Genomic DNA, 20,131 nt, shown 5'->3' with positions numbered 1-20,131 from the left:
GTTTTAAATTAGGAATGAATCCTAATATAGCGGTTATTTCTATTATGAACGATCGATTTGAAAAGCAATCTTTTCCTGTTCCAGCCAATGAATTTGCCCGGGCAAAAGCACTGGGAGAACTAGATCCGGATTACTTGGATCTGAGCAGGTCTATGACTGATCTCTCTCGGCTTGCAGCCAAAATAGCCGGAACAAAAATTTCCCTGATCAATCTTTTGGATCATTTTACTCAATGGAACATATCTGCCTTTGGAATGGAGGTGGAGCGACTTCCGAGGGAAGAGTCTGTCTGTCAATACACAGTGATGGAAGTAGAAACGGAAGAGTTTGAGGTGAAAAATCTGGCTGAAGATGAGAGATTCAGCAGCCGGGACTATGTACGGGACCAGCCCAACCTCCGCTATTATTACGGAATACCGCTCAAGGTAAGTCAAGACCTGAGTATCGGAGCGCTCTGTGTGATGGATACAGAGATGAAGGATTTGACTGCCGAAAAAAGAGAAATGCTGGCGATTGTGGCGAAGGAAATCGTGAATCGGATGAAAGCCAATAAGCAACTGGAAGAGATGAAGCAAAGAATCATGACCATGACACAGGTCAAAAATAGACTAGCCCATGATATTCGTGGCCCCATTGGCGGGATCATAGGCTTGGCTGATATCATCGAAAACCAAGGGGAGGAGAATGAAATGGAGGAGATGATGGAGTTTTTGGGGCTGATCAAAAAAAGCAGCAAGTCCATCTTGGATTTGGCAAATGAAATCCTGACACAAGACAAAGAGCAGCAAGCGCAAAATTCTGATCAACTGTTGGCATCTGCGCAGTGGACGCTGGCCGAACTCAAGCAAAAGCTCGAGGACATGTTTTTTCCTCAAGCAAAGTCCAAAGGTGTTCGGTTGGAGATTTTAGTAGAAGGAACTCATGTGACACCTACTTTTCCTAGAAACAAAATCCTGCAGATTTTGGGGAATTTAATTTCCAATTCAATCAAATTTACTGCTCCATCAGGTAAGATAGTTGTTCGATTGGCTTGGCATGTAGAAGGATCGCAGAAGACTTTGCAGTTTGCTGTGCAGGATAGTGGAGAAGGCATGAGCGCTGAGAAACTCCACGAAATCATGCAAGGGAGTGGTTCATCGACTCTGGGTACCCAAGGGGAAAGCGGGTATGGATTTGGGATGAAGCTGGTCCTGCATTTGGTGAAGTCTCTGGAAGGGCAAATGACTTGTGAGTCTGCACCCGGCGAAGGGACTTTGATTCAGATCAGGATTCCGGTCAGCTAGATTGGCATGATTCTATGCCTAGTTTTTGATTGTTGACTGGATTGGCATACATGGCGAGGTAGCTTTTCACTTCTTCAGGGATCGCAGTATTGACTTTGCTTGCAATTCGCCTTTCAAAATCTGCCTTTTCAGTCTCAGAGTAATGATTGGCGTATTCGTTTTGGCCATAGAGCAAGTCATGAGCGATGTAGTTACTCGGCCAAAGTTTGTAGCCTGTCCAGATTTCACGATCGATGAGATTGGCCAGCTGATTGAGTTTGTCACTTTGGCTAAGCTCGCTTTTAGAAATCTCCTTAATCTCTGAATTTAGGATTTTATTGACTTGAATGTGGATTCTTTTCTTGGTACCCATGATACCGCGTAGTAGGTTGAGAAAGTCCTCATTCTCGCTTTTGACGTACTTTTCGTCTCGAGCTTTAGCCAGCAATTCTGGCATTTTAAGCATGTCGGTAGGATCGTACTCATAAGAGATAGATACGGGGACTACATTCACTTTTTCAAAATATGAAAATGAATCCTTGCTCTCTTCAGCCAAGGTGAGCATTTTGAGTACGCCCTTTTGTGTGATGTCATTTCCATCTTTGGTTCTACCTTCTCGCTGCGCTGTCCATACGCTCCGATTTTCTTTGAGCAGGGACTGACTGATGTAGTCTGATACGAGTTTGGAGCTTTCGAAAAGATCCCGTCCAGATACTCCTCTTTTGATCGCAAAGTTTCTGCTCAATCGGGATAGCGTATGCAAGAATGGTTTCTTGATCAGATTGTCTCCGATGGCAGAGGTAGTCATTACCAGGCCATTTTCATAGAGGCAAGCATTGAGCAGGGACGTGTCCAAAATAATGTCTCGATGATTGGAGATGAAGAGGTAAGGAGTGTTGGGCTCCAGCTGTTCAAATCCACCAGTGCTAAGTCCATCCGAACTCTTCTCCAGTACTTTCATCAGACCTGGATAAATGAAATTGATCTGAAAGTCTCGCAGGGAATGAGTATGACGCATGAGTTCTTTCCACAGTTGGGTTCTGTCATGTGGAAAGGTAAAACTCATCATGGCTTCTAGCATAGGATCCTCCAGAATCTGCATGATAGCCGGGTTGGCTTCTGCATCATAAAAGGGTCTTATGGAATCGAATTTTGACATATTTGGGTGAAATAACGGTTGCAAAAAGCAAAAAATAGTCGAAAAATCGAAGGTGTTTTGCTATTTGAAACCTTAGGAATGAGCTATCTAGTTTCGTTTCAGATACTTGTCCAAAAACAAAATATGGCTTGGCAAAGCTTCTGTCCAGTATTGCCAAGTATGGGCACCTGGTCTTTCAGTGTAGTCATGCGGAGTTCCGTTTTCCAATAGCAATTGATGCAGTTGGCGGTTGGTATCGATCAGGAAATCATCCACACCACAGTCTATCAGCAAGGCCAATCCGTTTGATTTGAGCTGATCTACATAGCCAACAGCGGTATAAGGATTGAAGTTCGGCGCGTCGTAGTTGATTTCTCCCAGCATTTCTTTTTGTCCATTGGCACGGAGGTTTTTAAAATCTTCAGGGACCTTCCACATTCTTGTATCGATATTCATCACACCACTCATGCTTCCAGCAGCTATAAATAGCTCGGGATGCTTGGCTGACAAGTAAATAGATCCATGACCACCCATGGATAGGCCTGTGATCGCTCTGGATTCTTTTTGGGCCAGTGTCTGGTAGTGTTGATCGATGTATGGAATGAGTTCTTCTATGAAATAGCTTTCATACTGGACAGAGTCCATCAGGGGACTGTCGAAATAATAACTGGCTGGTCCTACTCCCGGCGTGACGATGATGAGATCATATTGATCAGCCAGCTTGTTGACCAAGCCAGGTTGAGTGACTTTTTGATGCCAGTCGCTAAAAGCACCACTCCCTCCATGAAGGAGATAAATCACTGGATAGTGGCGGTCAGATTCACCATAATTGCTAGGTAAAGTAATGGCAGCTTGAAGGGTTTTGTCCATTTTCTGGCTATAAATGCCAATCGTATCGACTGTGGCCTGCGAGAATGCCGCAATAGGGGAAAGAAAAAGAAGGAAAAAGAGTCTTTTCATGAGGTAGGTTGAATGGGTTAGAGAAAAGAAAAATACGAAGTAAATCCGAAAAATGGGTAGTAGGTGGAGACGGGGACGTAAAGGGTGGCTAAAAACAAAAAAAAAGCTCCTCAGAAACTGAGAAGCTTTCAGTGCGGATGGAGGGACTCGAACCCCCATGCCTCGCGGCGCTAGATCCTAAGTCTAGTGCGTCTACCAATTTCGCCACATCCGCAAATATTATTTGTTCCAATAAAGATGATCCTCCATTGAGGTCGTCTGAGAGATCGTTTATCTCATACTAAGTCTGAAAGAAAACTCCATCCCGATTGTAGTCGGAAACTCGGAGACTCTACTCTTTCTTGTATTTTAAGTCGGGGTGGCAGGATTCGAACCTACGACCTCCACATCCCAAATGTGGCGCGATACCGGGCTACGCTACACCCCGAAAATTGATCTTAAAGAACAATCCCTCCAGCTGATCGCTAAAGGGATTGCAAATGTAATCAAATATCAATTCACTCAATCTTTTTGAAGATGAAAAATGAAGTGATACTTGTATTTTGTTGGTTTTCAGTGAGAAAATATTTACCAGTTGGGGTGGTTTTTCATCCAGTAATCCAAGGATACTCTTCCTGAGCCATAAAATAGGAAAACGAAAAGCAGAACTAAGACGGCTAGAGACAATTCAAACTCAAGATTATTGGAGATAGAGAGGAAACCTTGGTCGATATTGACAAAGAACACAGCTCCCATCAGAATGGGAAGTTGGAATAGAATGGCAAAGCGAGTTTTCAATCCCATTGCGATCATAAACCCTCCCACCAAATGAGCAAAAGCTACATAATGAGCCAGTGCCAAATTGAAAAACTGCAAGTCGGAATCCTTCATGATCTGAAGCAATGCCCCGGTATTCGAGATGAATAGGACTCCCTTATACATAATGAATAGCCCAAGGGCAATTCGAATAAAATCCAGCCAGCTTGGGTGATGGGTATCCGCCCATAACTCCATTTTGTTTGTAGTTTCCATGATTATTTGGGTTTGATCTAGTAAAAAATACGAAAATAATGGCTGTTAAACTATTGGTTTTCAGGTTATTTTAACCCCTTGGAAACAAGGAAAGCCCCGTGGAGGGGCTTTCTGTGCAATGTCGGGATCAACTAAACTAAGAGAAAAGCCTTACTCTCCGTGTGAGCAGTAAAGAATTCAATTGACATTGCAATAATGACATACATGAGTTGTCATGAATAGGTTCTAAACTGTTCTGTCTTTGTGATTTCAGGAGTATTTTCCTGTTTATCGGTTTTATTTTGTGATTAATAAAAGGGGGCGATAATGGGCAAAAAATACCACTGGACGGTTTTGGACGTGATTTAGTCCCATCGGACAGCTTTTTTGTTCGGATTCAGACAGTTTCCATTCAAGTACCGATTTTTCGCTTTCCATTCACCTCCTCATTTTTCTTTGTCAGGCAGGTGTCATAGGATACTTTTGAAGTGGCAACTGTATAAACTGCTGCGGATACAAATAATCATCTTATCTTATTCCAATTCTAGAAGTACAACTCTTATCCAAATGCAACATTTAGAGACAGATTATACAAGCCCAGATGGCGTCACCTTGTATCTCCAAGCGTGGTTGCCCGAAACTTCACGAGCATCACTATTGCTTGTTCATGGATTAGGTGAGCACAGCGGAAGGTATGGTGGACTTATTCACAGTCTCACAGCGCTTGGAATTGCTGTCTTCACTTTCGATGGTCGGGGACATGGGAAGTCATCTTTGCCAAAACCTACTGCATACGTAGACTCTTATGAAAAGTATCTGGAAGATATTCATGCCTTAGTGGAAAAAGTCAATTCCTATCATCCAGGAAAGCCATTGTTTCTCTTCGGTCATAGTATGGGAGGTGGGCTGGCCTCAGCCTATATTTTGAAGTACCAACCCAAACTGGCGGGAGTGATTCTTTCTGCTCCTGCGATAATGGAAGCAGCGGGCACATCAAAAATTTTGATTGCTTTGTCTGGGGTTTTGAATGATTTAGCACCCAAATTGAATGCTGTGAAGCTCGATATTGAAGGAATATCACGAATTGAGATGGAAGTAGAAAAGTATATAAATGATCCTTTGGTTTACAAAAAATCCATTCCTGTCCGGACAGGCTATGAGCTCTATCAAATGATGCAATTTATTCAAAAGAATGCTTCTGAGTTTGATGTCCCACTTTTGCTCATGCATGGCACAGCCGATCGATTGACCAATCCTGAAGGCTCGGAGCTGCTTTATGAAAAAGCCAAGACGCATTATAAGACCCTCCAACTAGTTCCTGGAGCATATCATGAACTACTCAATGACTCTGATCGAGAAAAGGTGCTGGAGACTATCTTGAATTGGCTAGAAGTGAAATTAGGCTAATAGCCCTAGAATTCCACCATCGGCAAAACTGAGCTATATTTTTTAGTTACCTTCGAGGTTTGATCAAATCCTATTAAAACGATATACAATGAAAAAAGCGGTTTGGGCAGCGATGCTTTTCACCGGATTGGCAGGATGGAGTTGTGCAGAAAAAGATGTAGATCCTTTTTCTACCATCAAGCCGGATGAGTCCCGATTTACCAAAGTCACCCTTGTAGAAAAGCTCAACGAGCCGATGGAGCTGGAAGTGCTCGACAATGGGAATGTGCTTTTTATCGAAAGAGCAGGCAAACTAAAAATGTATGATGCTACGACAGGAGAGACCTCTGTAGTCGGTGAGCTGGATGTGTTTTTGGAGCATGAAGATGGCTTAGATGGCTTTGCGATAGATCCCAATTTCAATGAAAACCACTGGGTTTATTTCTACTATGCGCCCGTAAACTATAGTCCGGACGTCAATCGACTTTCTCGCTTTACCTTCAAAGACAATTTTCTGGATTTGACCTCGGAAAAAATCTTGCTGGAAATCCCTGTTTTCAGAGGATGCTGCCACACAGGAGGATCTATTGAATTTGATGCGAATGGCTTACTTTACCTTTCCACAGGAGACGATACGACGCCATTTGATTCCCAAAATTTCAATCCCATAGATGAACGTCAGGATCGTCCGGACAATGTCGATGCGCAGCGATCTTCAGGAAATGCGAATGACCTTCGTGGGGCGATCATCCGAATCAAACCAGAGGATGATGGTACTTATTCCATTCCAGAAGGGAATTTGTTTCCTCCCGGAACAGAAGGTACACGGCCTGAAATCTACGTGATGGGAAATAGAAATCCATTCCGAATTTCCTTGGATCAGCACAATGGAAATCTGTATTGGGGAGAAGTTGGGCCTGATGGCTCTCAGGATAAAGAAGGGCGTGGACCAAGAGGTTTTGACGAAGTCAATGTGGCTACTGGCCCAGGGTTTTATGGTTGGCCTTACTTTGTAGGCAACAATTCAGCCTATTGGAAATATGACTTTGAAAAGCAGGAAAGCTTGTTTCAGTTTGATCCAGCAGCTCCAGTCAATACTTCTCCAAACAATACCGGAATTCAAAACCTTCCACCGGCTCAGCCCGCGATGATTTATTACCCATACAACGAATCGGAGGAGTTTCCGATGCTGGGTTCAGGTGGTAGAAATGCCATGGCAGGGCCGGTTTATTATCGGGAGGATTTTGACAAAACTGAGGTTCGATTTCCAGGATATTACAATGAAAAGCTTTTCATCTACGATTGGATGAGAAACTGGATTTTCACTGTCACGATGACGGAGAATTTCGAGTACGATTCCATGGAGCGATTTATGCCTTCGACGGTTTTCGAAAAACCTATGGATATGCAGTTTGGCAAGGACGGTGCTTTGTATGTACTGGAATATGGAACCTTCTGGCGCTCTCAAAATGATAATTCTGGGCTGTATCGAATCGAATTTGCAGCTGGAAATAGAAAACCTGTAGCCAAGATCAAAGCAGATCAAACTACCGGAGGAGCTCCTTTGAAGGTGCAGTTTTCCTCTGAGGGTTCGTTGGATTTTGATCCAGAAGATCAATTGAATTACTCTTGGGATTTTGGAGACGGCTCATCCAAGGATACCAATGCTAGTCCGATGCATGTTTATGAGAAACCAGGGACGTATCAGGCTACTTTGACTGTAGAAGATTTGGAAGGCGAAAAAGCCTCGGCTTCTATGGAGATTCGGGTTGGAAATGAAAGGCCTCAGGTAGAAATCGAATGGAGTGGCAACAAGAGTTTTTATTTTGGTCCGCAGTCTGTTGATTATGAGGTGAAAGTATCTGATTTGGAAGATGGAGAAGTGGATCCACAAGCCATTCAGTTTAGCATTGATTATATCGCTGGAGGCTTTGATGTCATCGAAGCAGGACATCAGGAAGAGCAGGTATCTGTGGGTGAGAATTTTATCACTCAGGCAGGTTGCAAGGCCTGTCACGATGTGGACAATAAGTCTGTGGGGCCTACTTTCAGAAAAGTCTCAGACAAATACAAAGGACAGGCTGATGCCAGAGATTATTTGGTCAATAAGATTCGGAATGGTGGAAATGGAGTCTGGGGAGAGCAAGTCATGCCGGGCCATTTGCATTTGCCGGAGGATCAGGTAGGAGAGATGGTGGATTTTGTGCTAGGACTGGAAGATCCTGAGTACGGAAAGGAAAATCTGCCACTGAAAGGAAGTTTTGAAATAGACCAGACTACGAATCCAGAAGGTTATTATTTGGTACAGGGAATCTATGCAGACAAGGGAGCCAATGGAATTGCATCTTTGAAGGGAAGCTCTCAGCTGCTAATCCGAAATAGTTTAGTGCCTGCATTGACCGCCAATGAATTTGAGAATACCGCAAAAGCCAATATTGATGGAGTGTATTTTATTCGATTCACCTCCAAGGATTCTTGGTTGGCATTCGATGGATGGGATATCACAGGGATAAATTCTGCAGAATTGCTTGTCAATCCAGCTGGTATCAAAGGTACGTTGGAAATCAGGTTGGATTCGCCTGAGGGAGAGCTTTGGGGAAGCACAGAATTGCTTTCGCAGGGAGATAGAAAAGGATATTTCCCGGTGCGTGTAGCCTTGACAAAAGGGGACGGAATCAGGAAAGTTTACTTTGTATTGCGATCCGAGTCGGATGTCAATATTTGGAACACCTTCAACCTGGATACGATCCATTTGAAACAATAATTAAAAAGGAGCCTTCGGGCTCCTTTTTTTAGTTTGTGCGAGATTGCTTTTTGGGTCTGATTTTTTAAATTGATACAGTGTTTTTTTAGATTTTTAAGCGATGCAAGGCAAAACCTGTTTAAACTGTGGAGCCCCGATTCAGGGCAGAATTGATAAGAAATTTTGTGATGATCAATGTAGGAATACCTACAACTATCAGCTTTATGCCGATGGCAGCAACCTGATCCGGCGGATCAACCATGCCCTGAAAAAGAACAGAAATATTTTGGCTTCTTTGGTGAAGGAAGGTGATGAGATGGCTAAAGTGCCCAAGGAAAAACTGACTCAGGAAGGTTATCAGTTTAAATATTCTACCCATACCTACGAAACCAAAAAAGGCAGCATTTATACCTATTGCTATGATTATGGTTTTCTCCCACTTGAGTCAGGATGGATGCTGATCGTGAAAGTGAAGGAATGATACTCCGTGACTTTTGCGTATCTTCTCACAAAAAAAACATGAAAAAGAGAGTCACTGGCATTGGCGGGGTCTTTTTTAAAGTAGAAGATCCTGATGCCACCAAATCCTGGTATCAAAAACATTTGGGACTAAACACGGATCAATACGGGACCACTTTTGAGTGGAGGCAAGCCGAAAATCCCAATCTCAAGGGCCATACACAATGGTCTCCTATAAGCGACAAAACGGAATATTTCAATCCATCTAATAAGGATTTTATGATCAATTACCGGGTCGAAAATCTGGAGGAGTTAGTGGATGAGTTGAAAAAAGAAGGAGTGAGGGTTCTGGATGAGATCGAGGTTTATGATTATGGGAAATTTGTCCATATCATGGATCCAGATGGACATAGTATCGAACTCTGGGAGCCTGTGGACGAGGTGTATGAAAAAATCTTAAATGATAACGCCAAAACGTAAACAATGGAAATACTACATGATTTTGATGGGAGAAGAGGAGCTTTTTATATCGAAGAAGGAGCGAAGCGATTTGCGGAAATGACCTATGTCATGGCTGGCCCTCAGAAATTGATCATAGAACATACCGAGGTGGACGAGAGTCTGAGAGGACAGGGAATCGGGGAGAAATTGCTATTGACCTTGGTTGATTATGTCCGAAAAGAATCAATCAAGGTGGTTCCTTTATGTCCATTTGCGAAAGCGACATTTGCCAAAAATCCAGATTTGCAGGATGTCCTAGCTTGAGAAATACAAAATCAAGATCAATAGGAGAATCCCGATTCCCAATGCCGAGTAAACAAAGCGTGTCATGTGCTGAGAGCGGAATTTGACTACAAAACGATGTCGGATGGCATCAGAGAGCTCAGCAATGGAAGCATTTTTGCCAGATCGAGAACGAGTATTAGGTTTGAGGCTTGGACGGATTTTTCTCAATTCCCGATTATTTTTCCCCAAATTGTTGGAGTCTACAATAAATCCAGAGCCACCAGCCATATCAAACCTTTTTTCTGAAATTAATGATAAGCTATCAGATAGAAAAAGAAATCTCTTTAGAAGAATACATCAGCATCCTAGAATCTTCCACCCTTTCCAAAAGGCGCCCGATGGAAAATCACTCACAGCTGAGGCGGATGATCTCTGGATCTAATCTGATCATTACTGCCAGATCTGAAGGGAAGTTGGTTGGCCTGCTCCGTGCCCTATCTGATTTTTCATTTCGATGTTTCATCGCTGATTTGGCTGTAGATGCTTCCTATCAAAAGCAGGGGATTGGGAAGACTTTGCTCCAAGAGGCTCGAAATTCAGCCGAAGATGCGAGATTGTTTCTGTTCGCAGCCGAGACAGCTATTCCTTTTTACCACAAATTGGGCTTTTATCCCCATAATCACTGTTTTCAGCTAAAACCGGAAGATAAGCTTCTCTGAAAAGAGGTATTTCCATATATTTCTCTAGCAAACGATCAACTAAACACTTTATGAAAAAACTAGTACTCACAGGGCTGGCTTGCATGCTGGCTATGGGAGCTTTTGCTCAAAAAACGTACATCCATGCCGGAAGGATGATCGATGTCAAAGCTATGAAAGTGCTCACAGAGCAGACGATCATCGTAGAAAATGGAAAAATCATTTCCGTCAGTTCGGGCTATCAGGATGGCACCTCCTCTGATGAAACCGTCGATTTGAAAGGTGCTACAGTCCTCCCAGGACTCATGGATATGCATGTACATATCGAAGGAGAGACAAGCCCTACCCGCTACATTGATGGTTTTCGGGACAATGAAGCAGATGTAGCATATAAGGCGCTTCCTCTGGCAGAGAAGACATTGATGGCGGGCTTTACTACGGTTCGTGACTTGGGTGGCTCCGGGGTGAATATTGCACTGCGGGATGCCATCAATGCAGGTACAGTCTCTGGTCCGAGAATCTATACAGCAGGTAAGTCCATCGCACCTACGGGAGGACATGCTGATCCTACCAATGGAAGAAAGAGAGATTTGATGGGGAATCCAGGGCCAGAAAGTGGTGTGATCAATGGACCTTACGATGCAAGAAAAGCTGTGCGACAGGCTGTCAAGTACGGTTCGGACGTCATCAAAGTGACAGCTACCGGAGGAGTACTATCTGTTGCGAGAGATGGTTCTGCACCGCAGTTTCAGCAAGATGAGCTGGATGCAATCGTGGAAACAGCCAAGGATTTTGGAATCCATGTAGCAGCGCATGCTCATGGTGATGAGGGGATGCAGCGGGCGATCAAAGCTGGTGTGCATTCCATTGAGCACGGTACGATGATGACTGATGAGACGATGAGCCTAATGAAAGCTAAAGGGACTTGGTACGTGCCTACAATTACTGCTGGAATGACAGCCGCTCAGCTGGCTGAAGTGCCAGGCTATTATCCCGAAGTAGTAGCTGAAAAGGCTCGACGAATTGGCCCTCAAATTCAAGACACTTTTGCAAAAGCCTATAAAAATGGAGTGAAAATCGCTTTTGGGACTGACGCGGGAGTATACCCACACGGAGACAATTACCGGGAATTTGTCTACATGGTCGAAGCAGGAATGCCTGCCATGGAAGCCTTGCAGGCTGCTACTTACACCAATGCCATATTCTTGGATATTGAAGAGAAGCTGGGCAGCATCGAAAGTGGCAAAACAGCCGACATCATCGCAGTAAATGGTAATCCAGATGAAAACATCGCCGTGATGAAAGATGTCATCTTTGTCATGAAAGATGGAAAAATCTTTAAAAACTAAATGAAAGGCCCTCATCAGGGCTTTTCTTTTTTATAACCATACCTACCAACCTAAATCAAAAATCATGAAAGTACGATTTCTACTCGTCCTTCTACTTGTGTCCAATGTGACCTGGGCTCAGGATAAGCAGGAGGCAAAAAAAGAAGATCCAAAAGCTCAGGTGTTTGAATCCAAACAATCGGTGACGATTGATGGGAAGACAATCAACCTAACTGCAAAAGCAGGCACGATGGAGCTGAAGGATGAAAATAACAAGCCCATCGCTCTATTTGGTTTTACAGCCTACTTCAAAGAGAATCCTGAAAAAGACAGACCCATTATCTTTTCATATAATGGAGGTCCTGGATCCTCTTCCTACTGGTTGCATATGGGAATCATGGGACCAAAAAGAATCGTAGTCGATGATCCGAACTACAATCAGGCTGGTCCATACGAATTGGCAAACAATGAATTTTCCATTCTAGATGTTGCGGATGTAGTGATGATGGATCCTGTGGGAACAGGGCTGTCTGTGCCTATTGGTGATGCCAAGGGTTCGGACTTTTGGGGGGTAGATCAGGATATCAGAAGCGTCAGCTTGTTTATCATGCAGTTTCTGAAAGAGCATGGCAGATTAAATTCTCCCAAGTACATTTTGGGTGAAAGCTATGGCACTTTTAGAAATGCCGGAGTGATGAGTTACCTGCTTAATCGTGGCTATGCACTGAATGGAGTGGTCATGGTCTCGGCAGTATTTGATTTGCGTACTTTGTTCTTTGTACCAAATGAGGATATTTCAAATATCGCATATTTTCCTACGGTAGCAGTCACAGCGAGATATCATGATTTGATCTCGAATAAAGGTGCAGACATTGAATCCTTTGTGCAGGAGGTGCGGGAATTTACTGAGAATGAATACGCTCCCGCATTGTTCAAGGGGAATCGTCTTTCGGACACGGAGAAAAATCAGGTGGCCCAGAAGCTGGAGTCATATTCAGGTATCAGTGCCGAGGTATGGAAGCGAGCTGATTTGAAACTCAATGCGGGTGAAACTTTTCAAGAAATGCTCCGAGAAGAAGGGATGACGGTAGGCCGATTAGACTCTCGCTACAAAGGAATCAATATCGACCCGATGTCCATGTCTTCGTTTACCGACCCGCAGAGTGATGCTATTTCTCCAGCCTATACCAGTTTGTTTTTGGATTATTTCCATGAGACATTGGGAGTGAGCAAGGACTTGTTGTATGCGACTTCGGCAGGTGGAAGAAATGGCTTTAGATGGGACTGGTCACATAGAGGTAATCAATATTGGGGAACCACCGGTGCCATCACGACCCTGCCTGATATGGCCGATGCGCTGAGCAAGGATCCGAATATGGAGGTATTGATCATGAACGGATATTATGATCTGGCTACGGTTTTCTATGGAGTTGAGCATTCTATCTCACATTTGGGATTGCCAAAGTCTGCCTCGGATCGAATCAAAATGACCTATTATGAGGCAGGGCATATGATGTACACACATTTGCCATCTGCACAGAAATTCCGTGATGATTTGAAGGCATTTATTGAAGATACATTGAGAAAATAATGGCATATTGAAGCATGAATCATGTTTTCAGTAAGTTGAAAGCCCTGATAATTGTCGGGGCTTTTTTTTCTACTTTTCCACTTTTTGGGCAGCAAATGTCTGCTACTTCTTTTTATTTTCCGCCGATTGACTCACAGGAATGGGAGAAAATGTCTTTAGCAGATGCTGGGTTGGATCAGGGCAAAATGGGAGAGTTTCTAGCTTGGCTTTCGCAAACTGACACACGGGCATTTTTGATTTTGAAAGATGGTAAGTTGGTCGTGGAGGAGTATTGGGGAGGAAAATTGACAGGACTAGGGCCGATGGATTCAGAGTCGTTTTGGTATTGGGCTTCGGCCGGAAAGACCCTCACTGCGGCTATGATCGGTATCGCTGAAAATGATAAATTTTTGAAAATCAAAGACAAGAGTCAGAAATACCTAGGGGCTGGCTGGACATCTATGACAGCCAAAGAGGAGAAGAAAATCCGAATCTTTCATCATTTGACCATGACGACCGGATTGGATGATCAGGTAGCCAATTTGGATGATACGTCTCCTGAATCTTTCCATTTTTTGGCTAAGCCAGGTACACGCTGGAGTTATCACAATGGCACCTACACTGTGTTGGAGCAAATTTTGGAAAATGCTACGGGGCGAAGCTATCAGTCTTATTTCAAGTCCAGCATTGGGGATCGTATCGGGATGAAGGGTTTTTGGCAGAAAGCTGGGAAAAACAATGTCTTCTATAGTACTCCGAGGTCTATGGCCAGGTTTGGGCTACTGCTTCTTTCTGAAGGAATATGGGATGGGCAAGAAATCTGGGAAGGAAAGTACTTCGACGAGATGGTGGAGTCTTCGCAAGAGCTGAATCCGAGTTATGGATTCCTGACATGGCTCAATGGTCAGTCATCCTATCAGCTTCCACGAGTCCAAAAAAGCCTTGCTGGGTCCTTAATTCCATCTGCACCTGCAGACATGTATCAGGCTATGGGTAAAAATGGACAGTTTTTAATGGTAGTTCCTTCTGAAAATATGGTCATCGTGCGAATGGGAGGAGCTTCTGAAACTACCATGATTCCATTTATGCTGATCAGACAGCTATGGGATCGCTTGGACCCGATTATTCAGGATTGATATTTGCCGAGTTGTTGGTGGATTTTATCCAGTGTTAGAGGCTTTTCCAAGAATCCGGTTACTACTTTATATTCTTGCGCTTTTTGTCTGTCCTGAAAGTCTATGGAGCTGGACAGGATGACTATTTTGTCTTGACGTTGTGGGAATTTTGCAAGGTAGTGTTCTAAGAATTCCCACCCATTCATGACGGGCATGTTGATGTCCAAAAAGATTAGCAACTGATGCTCCTGATCCAAGTTTTCGATTTTGCTCAAAGCTTCTGCTCCTTCCAGGAATTCCTGAATCAAATTAGTGATCTCAACTTTTTGTAAGATCCGCTTATTGATCAGGTTATTGATGGGGTCGTCATCCACAAGAAAAATTGCGTCGAATTGGATCATTGGGCTTTAAAAGTGCATCCTAAGGCTGTATTCTAAGCAAAATACAATTAATATCAGAGCATGGAAAAAGTTTCCAGTCATTTTTTCTGAAGAAATCTTTTGTTCCTCAGGATGAATGAAATAGAAAAGGAGGCCAATAGGCCTCCTTTTCAAATGGATGTTTGGGAATCTTACATCATACCACCCATTCCGCCGCCGCCCATAGGAGGCATAGCTGGAGCGTCTTCCTTCACATCGGCTACCACACACTCGGTAGTCAATAGAAGAGAAGCGATGGAAGCTGCGTTTTCCAATGCCAAACGAGTTACTTTCGTAGGGTCGATGACACCTACTGAGAAGAGATCTTCGTATACGTCAGTTCTGGCATTGTAACCGAAGTTACCTTTGTTTTCTCTGATTTTGTTGATCACTACGGATGGCTCACCACCTGCATTCAAGACGATCGTTCTCAATGGAGATTCGATAGCTTGTCTTACGATGTTGATACCTGTGTCTTGATCTTCGTTGGATCCTTTTAGCTCGTTCAAAGCGTCTGCAGCTCTGATCAAAGCGACACCACCACCTACTACTACACCTTCTTGTACAGCAGCTCTGGTTGCGTGCAAAGCATCATCTACACGATCTTTTTTCTCTTTCATCTCTACTTCGGTAGCGGCACCGATATATAGGATAGCCACACCGCCAGAAAGCTTAGCCAATCTTTCTTGAAGCTTCTCTCTGTCGTAGTCAGAAGTAGTTTTCTCGATTTGAGACTTGATTTCAGCGATTCTGCCTTTGATAGCAGTTGCATCACCAGCACCGTTGACTACAGTAGTGTTGTCTTTGTCGATGTTGATTTTCTCAGCTCTACCAAGCATGTCGATGGTAGCATTTTCCAATTTGAAACCTCTCTCTTCGGAGATGACAGTACCGCCAGTCAAGATCGCGATGTCTTCTAGCATAGCTTTTCTTCTGTCACCGAATCCTGGAGCTTTCACTGCAGCTACTTTCAGAGCACCTCTGATTTTGTTTACTACCAAAGTAGCCAAAGCTTCACCATCTACATCTTCAGCGATGATCACCAAAGGCTTGCCGGTCTGAGCTACTGGCTCCAATACTGGTAGCAATTCCTTCATAGAAGAAATCTTCTTGTCGTAGATCAAAATGTAAGGAGAGTCTAGCTCAGCTTCCATTTTCTCAGTATTGGTCACGAAGTAAGGAGATAGGTAACCTCTGTCAAACTGCATACCTTCTACAGTTTTTACTTCAGTTTCAGTACCTTTTGCTTCCTCTACAGTGATGACACCGTCTTTTCCTACTTTGTCCATCGCGTCAGAAATCATGTTTCCGATTTCTTCGTCGTTGTTAGCAGATACAGTTGCTACTTGAGCGATTTCTTTGGAAGTGGAGATTTCTTTAGAGTTGTCTCTCAATTGAGCTACGACAGCAGCAACTGCTTTGTCGATTCCTCTTTTCAAATCCATTGGGTTTGCGCCAGCAGCTACGTTTTTGATACCCACATTGAAGATGGATTGTGCCAAAACAGTAGCAGTAGTAGTTCCGTCACCTGCATTGTCAGCAGTCTTGGAAGCTACTTCTTTCACTAGTTGAGCGCCCATGTTTTCGATTGGTTCTTCCAATTCGATTTCTTTGGCTACGGATACACCATCTTTGGTGATCGTAGGAGCTCCAAATTTCTTGTCAAGGATTACGTTTCTTCCTTTCGGTCCTAGAGTTACCTTTACAGCGTCAGCTAGTGCATCTACACCTTTCTTCAGTCTGTCTCTAGCGTCTGTGTCGAAAAATAGTTCTTTAGCCATTTTCTTGATTTTTTAGGTTAATGTTTTTGGTGATTAATTAAAGGATCGCGAAAATGTCAGATTCTCTCATGATCAAGTAATCTGCTCCGTCCACGCTCAATTCAGTACCGGAATACTTTCCGTACAAAACAGTGTCTCCAACTTTTACAGTCAAGGGCTCATCTTTTTTACCATTGCCCACTGCCACGACGGTTCCTCTTTGAGGCTTTTCTTTGGCAGTATCCGGGATGTAAAGGCCGGATGCGGTTTTCTCTTCAGCTGCAGCAGGTTGTACCAGCACTCTGTCTGCAAGAGGTTTGATGTTCACGTTTGACATAGTATGAATTTGTTTAAAGGTTAGTTTAAAATCTACATTCCCTCCTGAGCGATTCCTGTGCCAAGTGCACAGATTCTCAAAAGCCTGACAAATCGACTACATCCTGTCAGTAATTACACTCCTAATAGCAGTTTTCTGATCCTTTGGCCTGTCAAAATTTCCAAAACGAATACAAAATCCTGACAGAAATTTGTATTTTTTGGTAAAAGCTAACTAAACCTATGAAGTCTTTATCTAAAAACTGGATGACCGAAGGGTTGATAGATTTTGAATACAAAAAATATCAACTGATGGCCTACTTGCAGGAGACTGATCGACAATTTAGAGCGACGCGGCTTTACCCTGTCTTGGGTGAGCTGATCGAGCATCATCGACACCTCCATGAGTTCAGGTCTGGTAAGAAAAAACTCAATGAGTTATTTCCCAAGAGTCTTACACATGTAGATCTCTCCAAAGCACAGCTGCACTACAGGCCTCTAGAAAGCGAGGGGGAAATTGTCTCCGAGATCAATCAGATCACAGATTTTGCATTGCCAAGATTGGAGAAGAAAATCAAAGAAGGACGAAGTATCTATGACTATGTCGAAGAGCATGTGGAATTTGAGCCTGTAGGGATCCAACCGATCTATCGGAGGGAAGGTTTTGTCCTGCTGACCCAAGAGCAGTCTTCCGATATTCATGCCTATCGATATCGATCAGGATTGCTTCAGATAGCTGGTGAGAGATTTAGAAGTGTTTCGCTATGGCTGATTGGGGTTTTCCAAAAGACACTGATCAAAACCTTGGAAACTCTGAAGCTGGAGCTGATCCGCGAAATCAAAGAACTCCCCAATCCAGCCACTTGGCGTCTTCACAGCAAGCAATCTTTTCCCATAGATGAGACGCTTGTGCCTATCGGCAAAAGGCTGCTACTACAGCATGTAAAAGAATAAATCTGGACAAACAAAAAAGGAAGGCTTTGGATAGCCTTCCTTTTTTTTGATTAAGCTTCGACGAGCTTTTTTTCTTTCTCAAGTGGTACAGATGGAGTCGGTACTACTTCTGCTTCCTTTTTCTTTCGATTGGCGATGATTTCTGCGCCTGGTTTGTCAAAAAGAATGAGCCAGACCTCTTTGACACTTTTTGCTTGGGCAAGGTCCTTGACGATGTCCCGCCATTCATGGAATACCAAATAAACGGGATTGTAGGATGTGACCGGTTTGGTGATTCCATAGGTAGGTCTTTCTCCCTCTGGCATGAATGTGCCAAACATTCTGTCCCAAATGATAAAGGTTGAGCCGTAGTTTTTGTCCAAATAATGCTCATCACTAGCGTGGTGTACCCGGTGATGGGATGGAGTAGTGAAGATGTACTCTATCACAGGATGCAGTTTTTGGATGTACTCGGTGTGAATCCAAAATTGGTATAAGACCGCAATCTGGTGACAGATGAAGAACACAAAAGGATCAAATCCCATAAATAGTACAGGCAAGAAGAATACAATCTTGATGTGCTGTGTCCATCCCAATCGAAACGATACAGATAGGTTGTATTTGGAACTATTATGATGGGTGATGTGGGTGGCCCACCAGAAGCGCTGTTCGTGAGAAATACGATGAGCCCAATATCTCGCAAAATCAATGGCGATAAAGCATAGGATAAATGACCACCAGGTGGCGGGGATTTGGAACGGTGAGATGTTGTAGAAAAAAAGTGCCGCTCCAAACGTGGCCAGTTTGATCATGGCAGAGATCCCTACATTGACCAGTCCAATGGTCGCAGCAGCGAAGAAATCTTTGGTGTTGTAAGCGTCTTTCTTTTGGTACCAGGAAATGCCCCATTCGACGAACACGAGCAAAAACATGATCGGAGCAGCCCATAAGATGAGGTTTGGCCAGCTCTCTAGGTTGAGGTCCTCCAATCGGAGAGGTTGTTTATTCATAGGTATGTATTTGGTTGAGCAGCAGATTTTTAGAAACGGTGATTAACAATCCGCTAAAAAAGAATGCTTTAAATACCAAACTAAACAAAAAAGTCCGCCTTGTGAAGGCGGACTCTAAATTTCTTCTTAAAACCTCTTAAAATCGGTGAAATTAGTTTCCAGTACTGTCTTCCTGAGTGGAAGTTTCAGTCTCTGTAGGAAGAAGGCTTTCGCTTTCGGTATCACCAAATGCCGGGCTTACCACTTGTTGTTTTGCATTCTCAATATTAGGAGATGAAAACTGGTTAGGCTGAGCGCCATGGTAGAATGCTGAAGATGCCAATGAAAGCACCAAAATAGATACTGCCAAGATCCAAGTAGCTTTTTCCAATACATTTCCTGTACGAGTGACACCCATGATTTGAGATGCACTGCCGCCAAAAGCTGCTCCTACTCCTCCCTTGGAGTTTTGTCCCAAGATCACTAGGATCAACAATACAGCTAGGATAAGGATGATGGTGATTAATAAGGTAAACATATACTAATTAATTATTCTTCAGGTTTTCGATCAAGTCCGCAAAGTAAGCCTTTTTATCTGGAAACTTCAAACTCAATTTTTGATAAATTTCAATGGCTTTTTCCTTTTTATTTTGCTTGATAAGCAGTTTGGCATAGCCTTCAGAGATCAGGTTGTCATTGATCTGCGTGCTTGCGGCTGCCAAATTCTCCGTATTTTGGTTGGCTTCGATTTCCTTGATCGTAGCCATTTTGATTGATTTTTTGCTAAACGCTTTGATCAGGTCTATTTGCTCCTTTTTCTTGGAGTCGACTATTTTCTTTTTCTCTTTTCGCTTGATGGTCTCGATCAGATCTTCTCCTGCGCCCGGTCTCCGTGTTCTCCTTGGTTTTTTGGGAGCTGGAGTAGGAGCTGTTTCTTGACTTTTCTCCTCGGTAGGAGGGTTGCCTTTTAGTTGCTCTCCCAGATTTTTGAGGGACTGAGTTCGGCTGGCAGAGTTTGTCTTGCTCGGCTGATCTTCTGGCAATAAGTCTTCGCTAGGGGAAGCTGGGCTGGGATTGCCAGGATTTTCCACCAGTTTTCTGAGCCAAACACGATCTGGGCTAGTAATGGCTGCCCATCCAAGTGCCTGTTTAGAGGCTTTGGTATTTTTCAAAAATTCATATCGTGCGATCAGTACATGGGGAATCTGAAAATAGGGGAAATTTTCCTGCACTTTACGGAGCTGGAGAATTTCACTTTTTTCCAATGAATCTGCGCGACTGAGTATTTCTTGAAATTGGCTGGCGTTCACGATGTGGCTTTTGTGTGAAAATAGAGAAAA

The 20,131-nt window shown here is 43.5% G+C and carries 21 protein-coding genes and 2 tRNA genes; 11 read left to right on the top strand and 12 right to left on the bottom strand.

Annotated features, from left to right (window positions below; all coding sequences use genetic code 11):
• The first annotated feature begins 14 nt into the window (after nt 1-14).
• Nucleotides 15-1,283 (top strand): GAF domain-containing sensor histidine kinase, encoded by a 1,269-nt coding sequence (locus G460_RS0106685; RefSeq protein ID WP_245578708.1) that lies wholly within the window; start codon nt 15-17, stop codon nt 1,281-1,283.
• On the opposite strand, the gene G460_RS0106680 is transcribed toward G460_RS0106685, so the two are convergent.
• The 5 genes from G460_RS0106680 to G460_RS0106660 form a co-directional block, all read right to left on the bottom strand.
• A complete protein-coding gene (locus tag G460_RS0106680; RefSeq protein WP_026954633.1) occupies nt 1,276-2,421 on the bottom strand; it encodes a 1-acyl-sn-glycerol-3-phosphate acyltransferase in 1,146 nt (381 codons plus the stop codon). The genes G460_RS0106685 and G460_RS0106680 overlap by 8 nt on opposite strands.
• Nucleotides 2,422-2,508: 87 nt before the next feature.
• On the bottom strand, nt 2,509-3,360 hold the full coding sequence (locus tag G460_RS0106675) for an alpha/beta hydrolase (protein WP_026954632.1): 852 nt from the start codon (nt 3,358-3,360) through the stop codon (nt 2,509-2,511).
• 132 nt (nt 3,361-3,492) lie between these two features.
• A tRNA-Leu gene (locus G460_RS0106670) sits at nt 3,493-3,574 on the bottom strand.
• 139 nt (nt 3,575-3,713) lie between these two features.
• Nucleotides 3,714-3,787 (bottom strand) — tRNA-Pro (locus G460_RS0106665).
• A gap of 140 nt (nt 3,788-3,927) precedes the next feature.
• Nucleotides 3,928-4,371: a DoxX family protein gene (locus G460_RS0106660; protein WP_026954631.1), complete on the bottom strand. Its 444-nt coding sequence runs from the start codon at nt 4,369-4,371 to the stop codon at nt 3,928-3,930.
• A 546-nt stretch (nt 4,372-4,917) separates the two neighbouring features.
• Here G460_RS0106660 and G460_RS0106655 point away from each other — a divergent pair.
• From G460_RS0106655 to G460_RS0106635, 5 genes are all read left to right on the top strand, one after another.
• Complete coding sequence (locus G460_RS0106655; protein WP_026954630.1) at nt 4,918-5,757, top strand: alpha/beta hydrolase; 840 nt, start codon at nt 4,918-4,920, stop codon at nt 5,755-5,757.
• 88 nt (nt 5,758-5,845) lie between these two features.
• Nucleotides 5,846-8,500, top strand: a complete 2,655-nt coding sequence (locus G460_RS0106650) for a PQQ-dependent sugar dehydrogenase (protein ID WP_026954629.1) — start codon at nt 5,846-5,848, stop codon at nt 8,498-8,500.
• 100 nt (nt 8,501-8,600) lie between these two features.
• Nucleotides 8,601-8,960 carry a DUF2116 family Zn-ribbon domain-containing protein gene (locus G460_RS0106645; RefSeq protein WP_026954628.1) on the top strand — a complete coding sequence of 120 codons (360 nt, stop codon included), beginning with the start codon at nt 8,601-8,603 and terminating at the stop codon, nt 8,958-8,960.
• Between the two features lie 38 nt (nt 8,961-8,998).
• The gene (locus G460_RS0106640) at nt 8,999-9,418 is read left to right on the top strand and encodes a VOC family protein (RefSeq protein WP_026954627.1); all 420 of its coding nucleotides are present in this window, start codon (nt 8,999-9,001) and stop codon (nt 9,416-9,418) included.
• A gap of 3 nt (nt 9,419-9,421) precedes the next feature.
• Nucleotides 9,422-9,703: a GNAT family N-acetyltransferase gene (locus G460_RS0106635; RefSeq protein WP_026954626.1), complete on the top strand. Its 282-nt coding sequence runs from the start codon at nt 9,422-9,424 to the stop codon at nt 9,701-9,703.
• On the opposite strand, the gene G460_RS0106630 is transcribed toward G460_RS0106635, so the two are convergent.
• Nucleotides 9,695-9,952 (bottom strand): hypothetical protein, encoded by a 258-nt coding sequence (locus G460_RS0106630; protein ID WP_026954625.1) that lies wholly within the window; start codon nt 9,950-9,952, stop codon nt 9,695-9,697. The genes G460_RS0106635 and G460_RS0106630 overlap by 9 nt on opposite strands.
• 23 nt (nt 9,953-9,975) lie before the next feature.
• Between G460_RS0106630 and G460_RS0106625 the strand changes: the two genes are divergently transcribed.
• The 4 genes from G460_RS0106625 (at nt 9,976) to G460_RS0106610 (ending at nt 14,396) form a co-directional block, all read left to right on the top strand.
• Complete coding sequence (locus G460_RS0106625; protein WP_026954624.1) at nt 9,976-10,383, top strand: GNAT family N-acetyltransferase; 408 nt, start codon at nt 9,976-9,978, stop codon at nt 10,381-10,383.
• 50 nt (nt 10,384-10,433) lie between these two features.
• Complete coding sequence (locus G460_RS0106620; protein WP_026954623.1) at nt 10,434-11,711, top strand: metal-dependent hydrolase family protein; 1,278 nt, start codon at nt 10,434-10,436, stop codon at nt 11,709-11,711.
• Nucleotides 11,712-11,775: 64 nt separating this feature from the next.
• Complete coding sequence (locus tag G460_RS0106615) at nt 11,776-13,281, top strand: S10 family peptidase (protein WP_026954622.1); 1,506 nt, start codon at nt 11,776-11,778, stop codon at nt 13,279-13,281.
• Nucleotides 13,282-13,295: 14 nt separating this feature from the next.
• Entirely contained in the window at nt 13,296-14,396 is a 1,101-nt protein-coding gene (locus G460_RS0106610) for a serine hydrolase domain-containing protein (RefSeq protein WP_026954621.1), read from the top strand.
• On the opposite strand, the gene G460_RS0106605 is transcribed toward G460_RS0106610, so the two are convergent.
• The 3 genes from G460_RS0106605 to G460_RS0106595 all read right to left on the bottom strand — a co-directional run bounded on the left by G460_RS0106605 (nt 14,387) and on the right by G460_RS0106595 (nt 16,891).
• Nucleotides 14,387-14,776: a response regulator gene (locus tag G460_RS0106605; RefSeq protein ID WP_026954620.1), complete on the bottom strand. Its 390-nt coding sequence runs from the start codon at nt 14,774-14,776 to the stop codon at nt 14,387-14,389. The two genes, G460_RS0106610 and G460_RS0106605, sit on opposite strands and share 10 nt — an antisense overlap.
• Nucleotides 14,777-14,946: 170 nt before the next feature.
• The gene (gene groL, locus G460_RS0106600; RefSeq protein WP_026954619.1) at nt 14,947-16,575 is read right to left on the bottom strand and encodes a chaperonin GroEL; all 1,629 of its coding nucleotides are present in this window, start codon (nt 16,573-16,575) and stop codon (nt 14,947-14,949) included.
• A gap of 37 nt (nt 16,576-16,612) precedes the next feature.
• Complete coding sequence (locus tag G460_RS0106595; RefSeq protein WP_026954618.1) at nt 16,613-16,891, bottom strand: co-chaperone GroES; 279 nt, start codon at nt 16,889-16,891, stop codon at nt 16,613-16,615.
• A 221-nt stretch (nt 16,892-17,112) separates the two neighbouring features.
• Here G460_RS0106595 and G460_RS0106590 point away from each other — a divergent pair, with 221 nt between their 5' ends.
• Nucleotides 17,113-17,823, top strand: coding sequence for a hypothetical protein (locus G460_RS0106590; protein WP_026954617.1), 711 nt, complete (start codon nt 17,113-17,115; stop codon nt 17,821-17,823).
• A 50-nt stretch (nt 17,824-17,873) separates the two neighbouring features.
• Here G460_RS0106590 and G460_RS0106585 read toward each other — a convergent pair whose 3' ends face one another.
• From G460_RS0106585 to G460_RS0106575, 3 genes are all read right to left on the bottom strand, one after another.
• Nucleotides 17,874-18,812 carry a sterol desaturase family protein gene (locus G460_RS0106585; protein WP_026954616.1) on the bottom strand — a complete coding sequence of 313 codons (939 nt, stop codon included), beginning with the start codon at nt 18,810-18,812 and terminating at the stop codon, nt 17,874-17,876.
• Between the two features lie 151 nt (nt 18,813-18,963).
• On the bottom strand, nt 18,964-19,329 hold the full coding sequence (gene secG, locus G460_RS0106580; protein ID WP_026954615.1) for a preprotein translocase subunit SecG: 366 nt from the start codon (nt 19,327-19,329) through the stop codon (nt 18,964-18,966).
• A 7-nt stretch (nt 19,330-19,336) separates the two neighbouring features.
• On the bottom strand, nt 19,337-20,101 hold the full coding sequence (locus G460_RS0106575; RefSeq protein WP_026954614.1) for a hypothetical protein: 765 nt from the start codon (nt 20,099-20,101) through the stop codon (nt 19,337-19,339).
• Nucleotides 20,102-20,131: the final 30 nt, after the last annotated feature.

It is taken from the genome of Algoriphagus vanfongensis DSM 17529, from assembly GCF_000429465.1.
In the GTDB taxonomy this organism is placed as follows: domain Bacteria; phylum Bacteroidota; class Bacteroidia; order Cytophagales; family Cyclobacteriaceae; genus Algoriphagus; species Algoriphagus vanfongensis.
The sequence above is the reverse complement of the archived record's forward strand: the minus strand, read 5'-3'. Positions and strand labels throughout refer to the sequence as shown.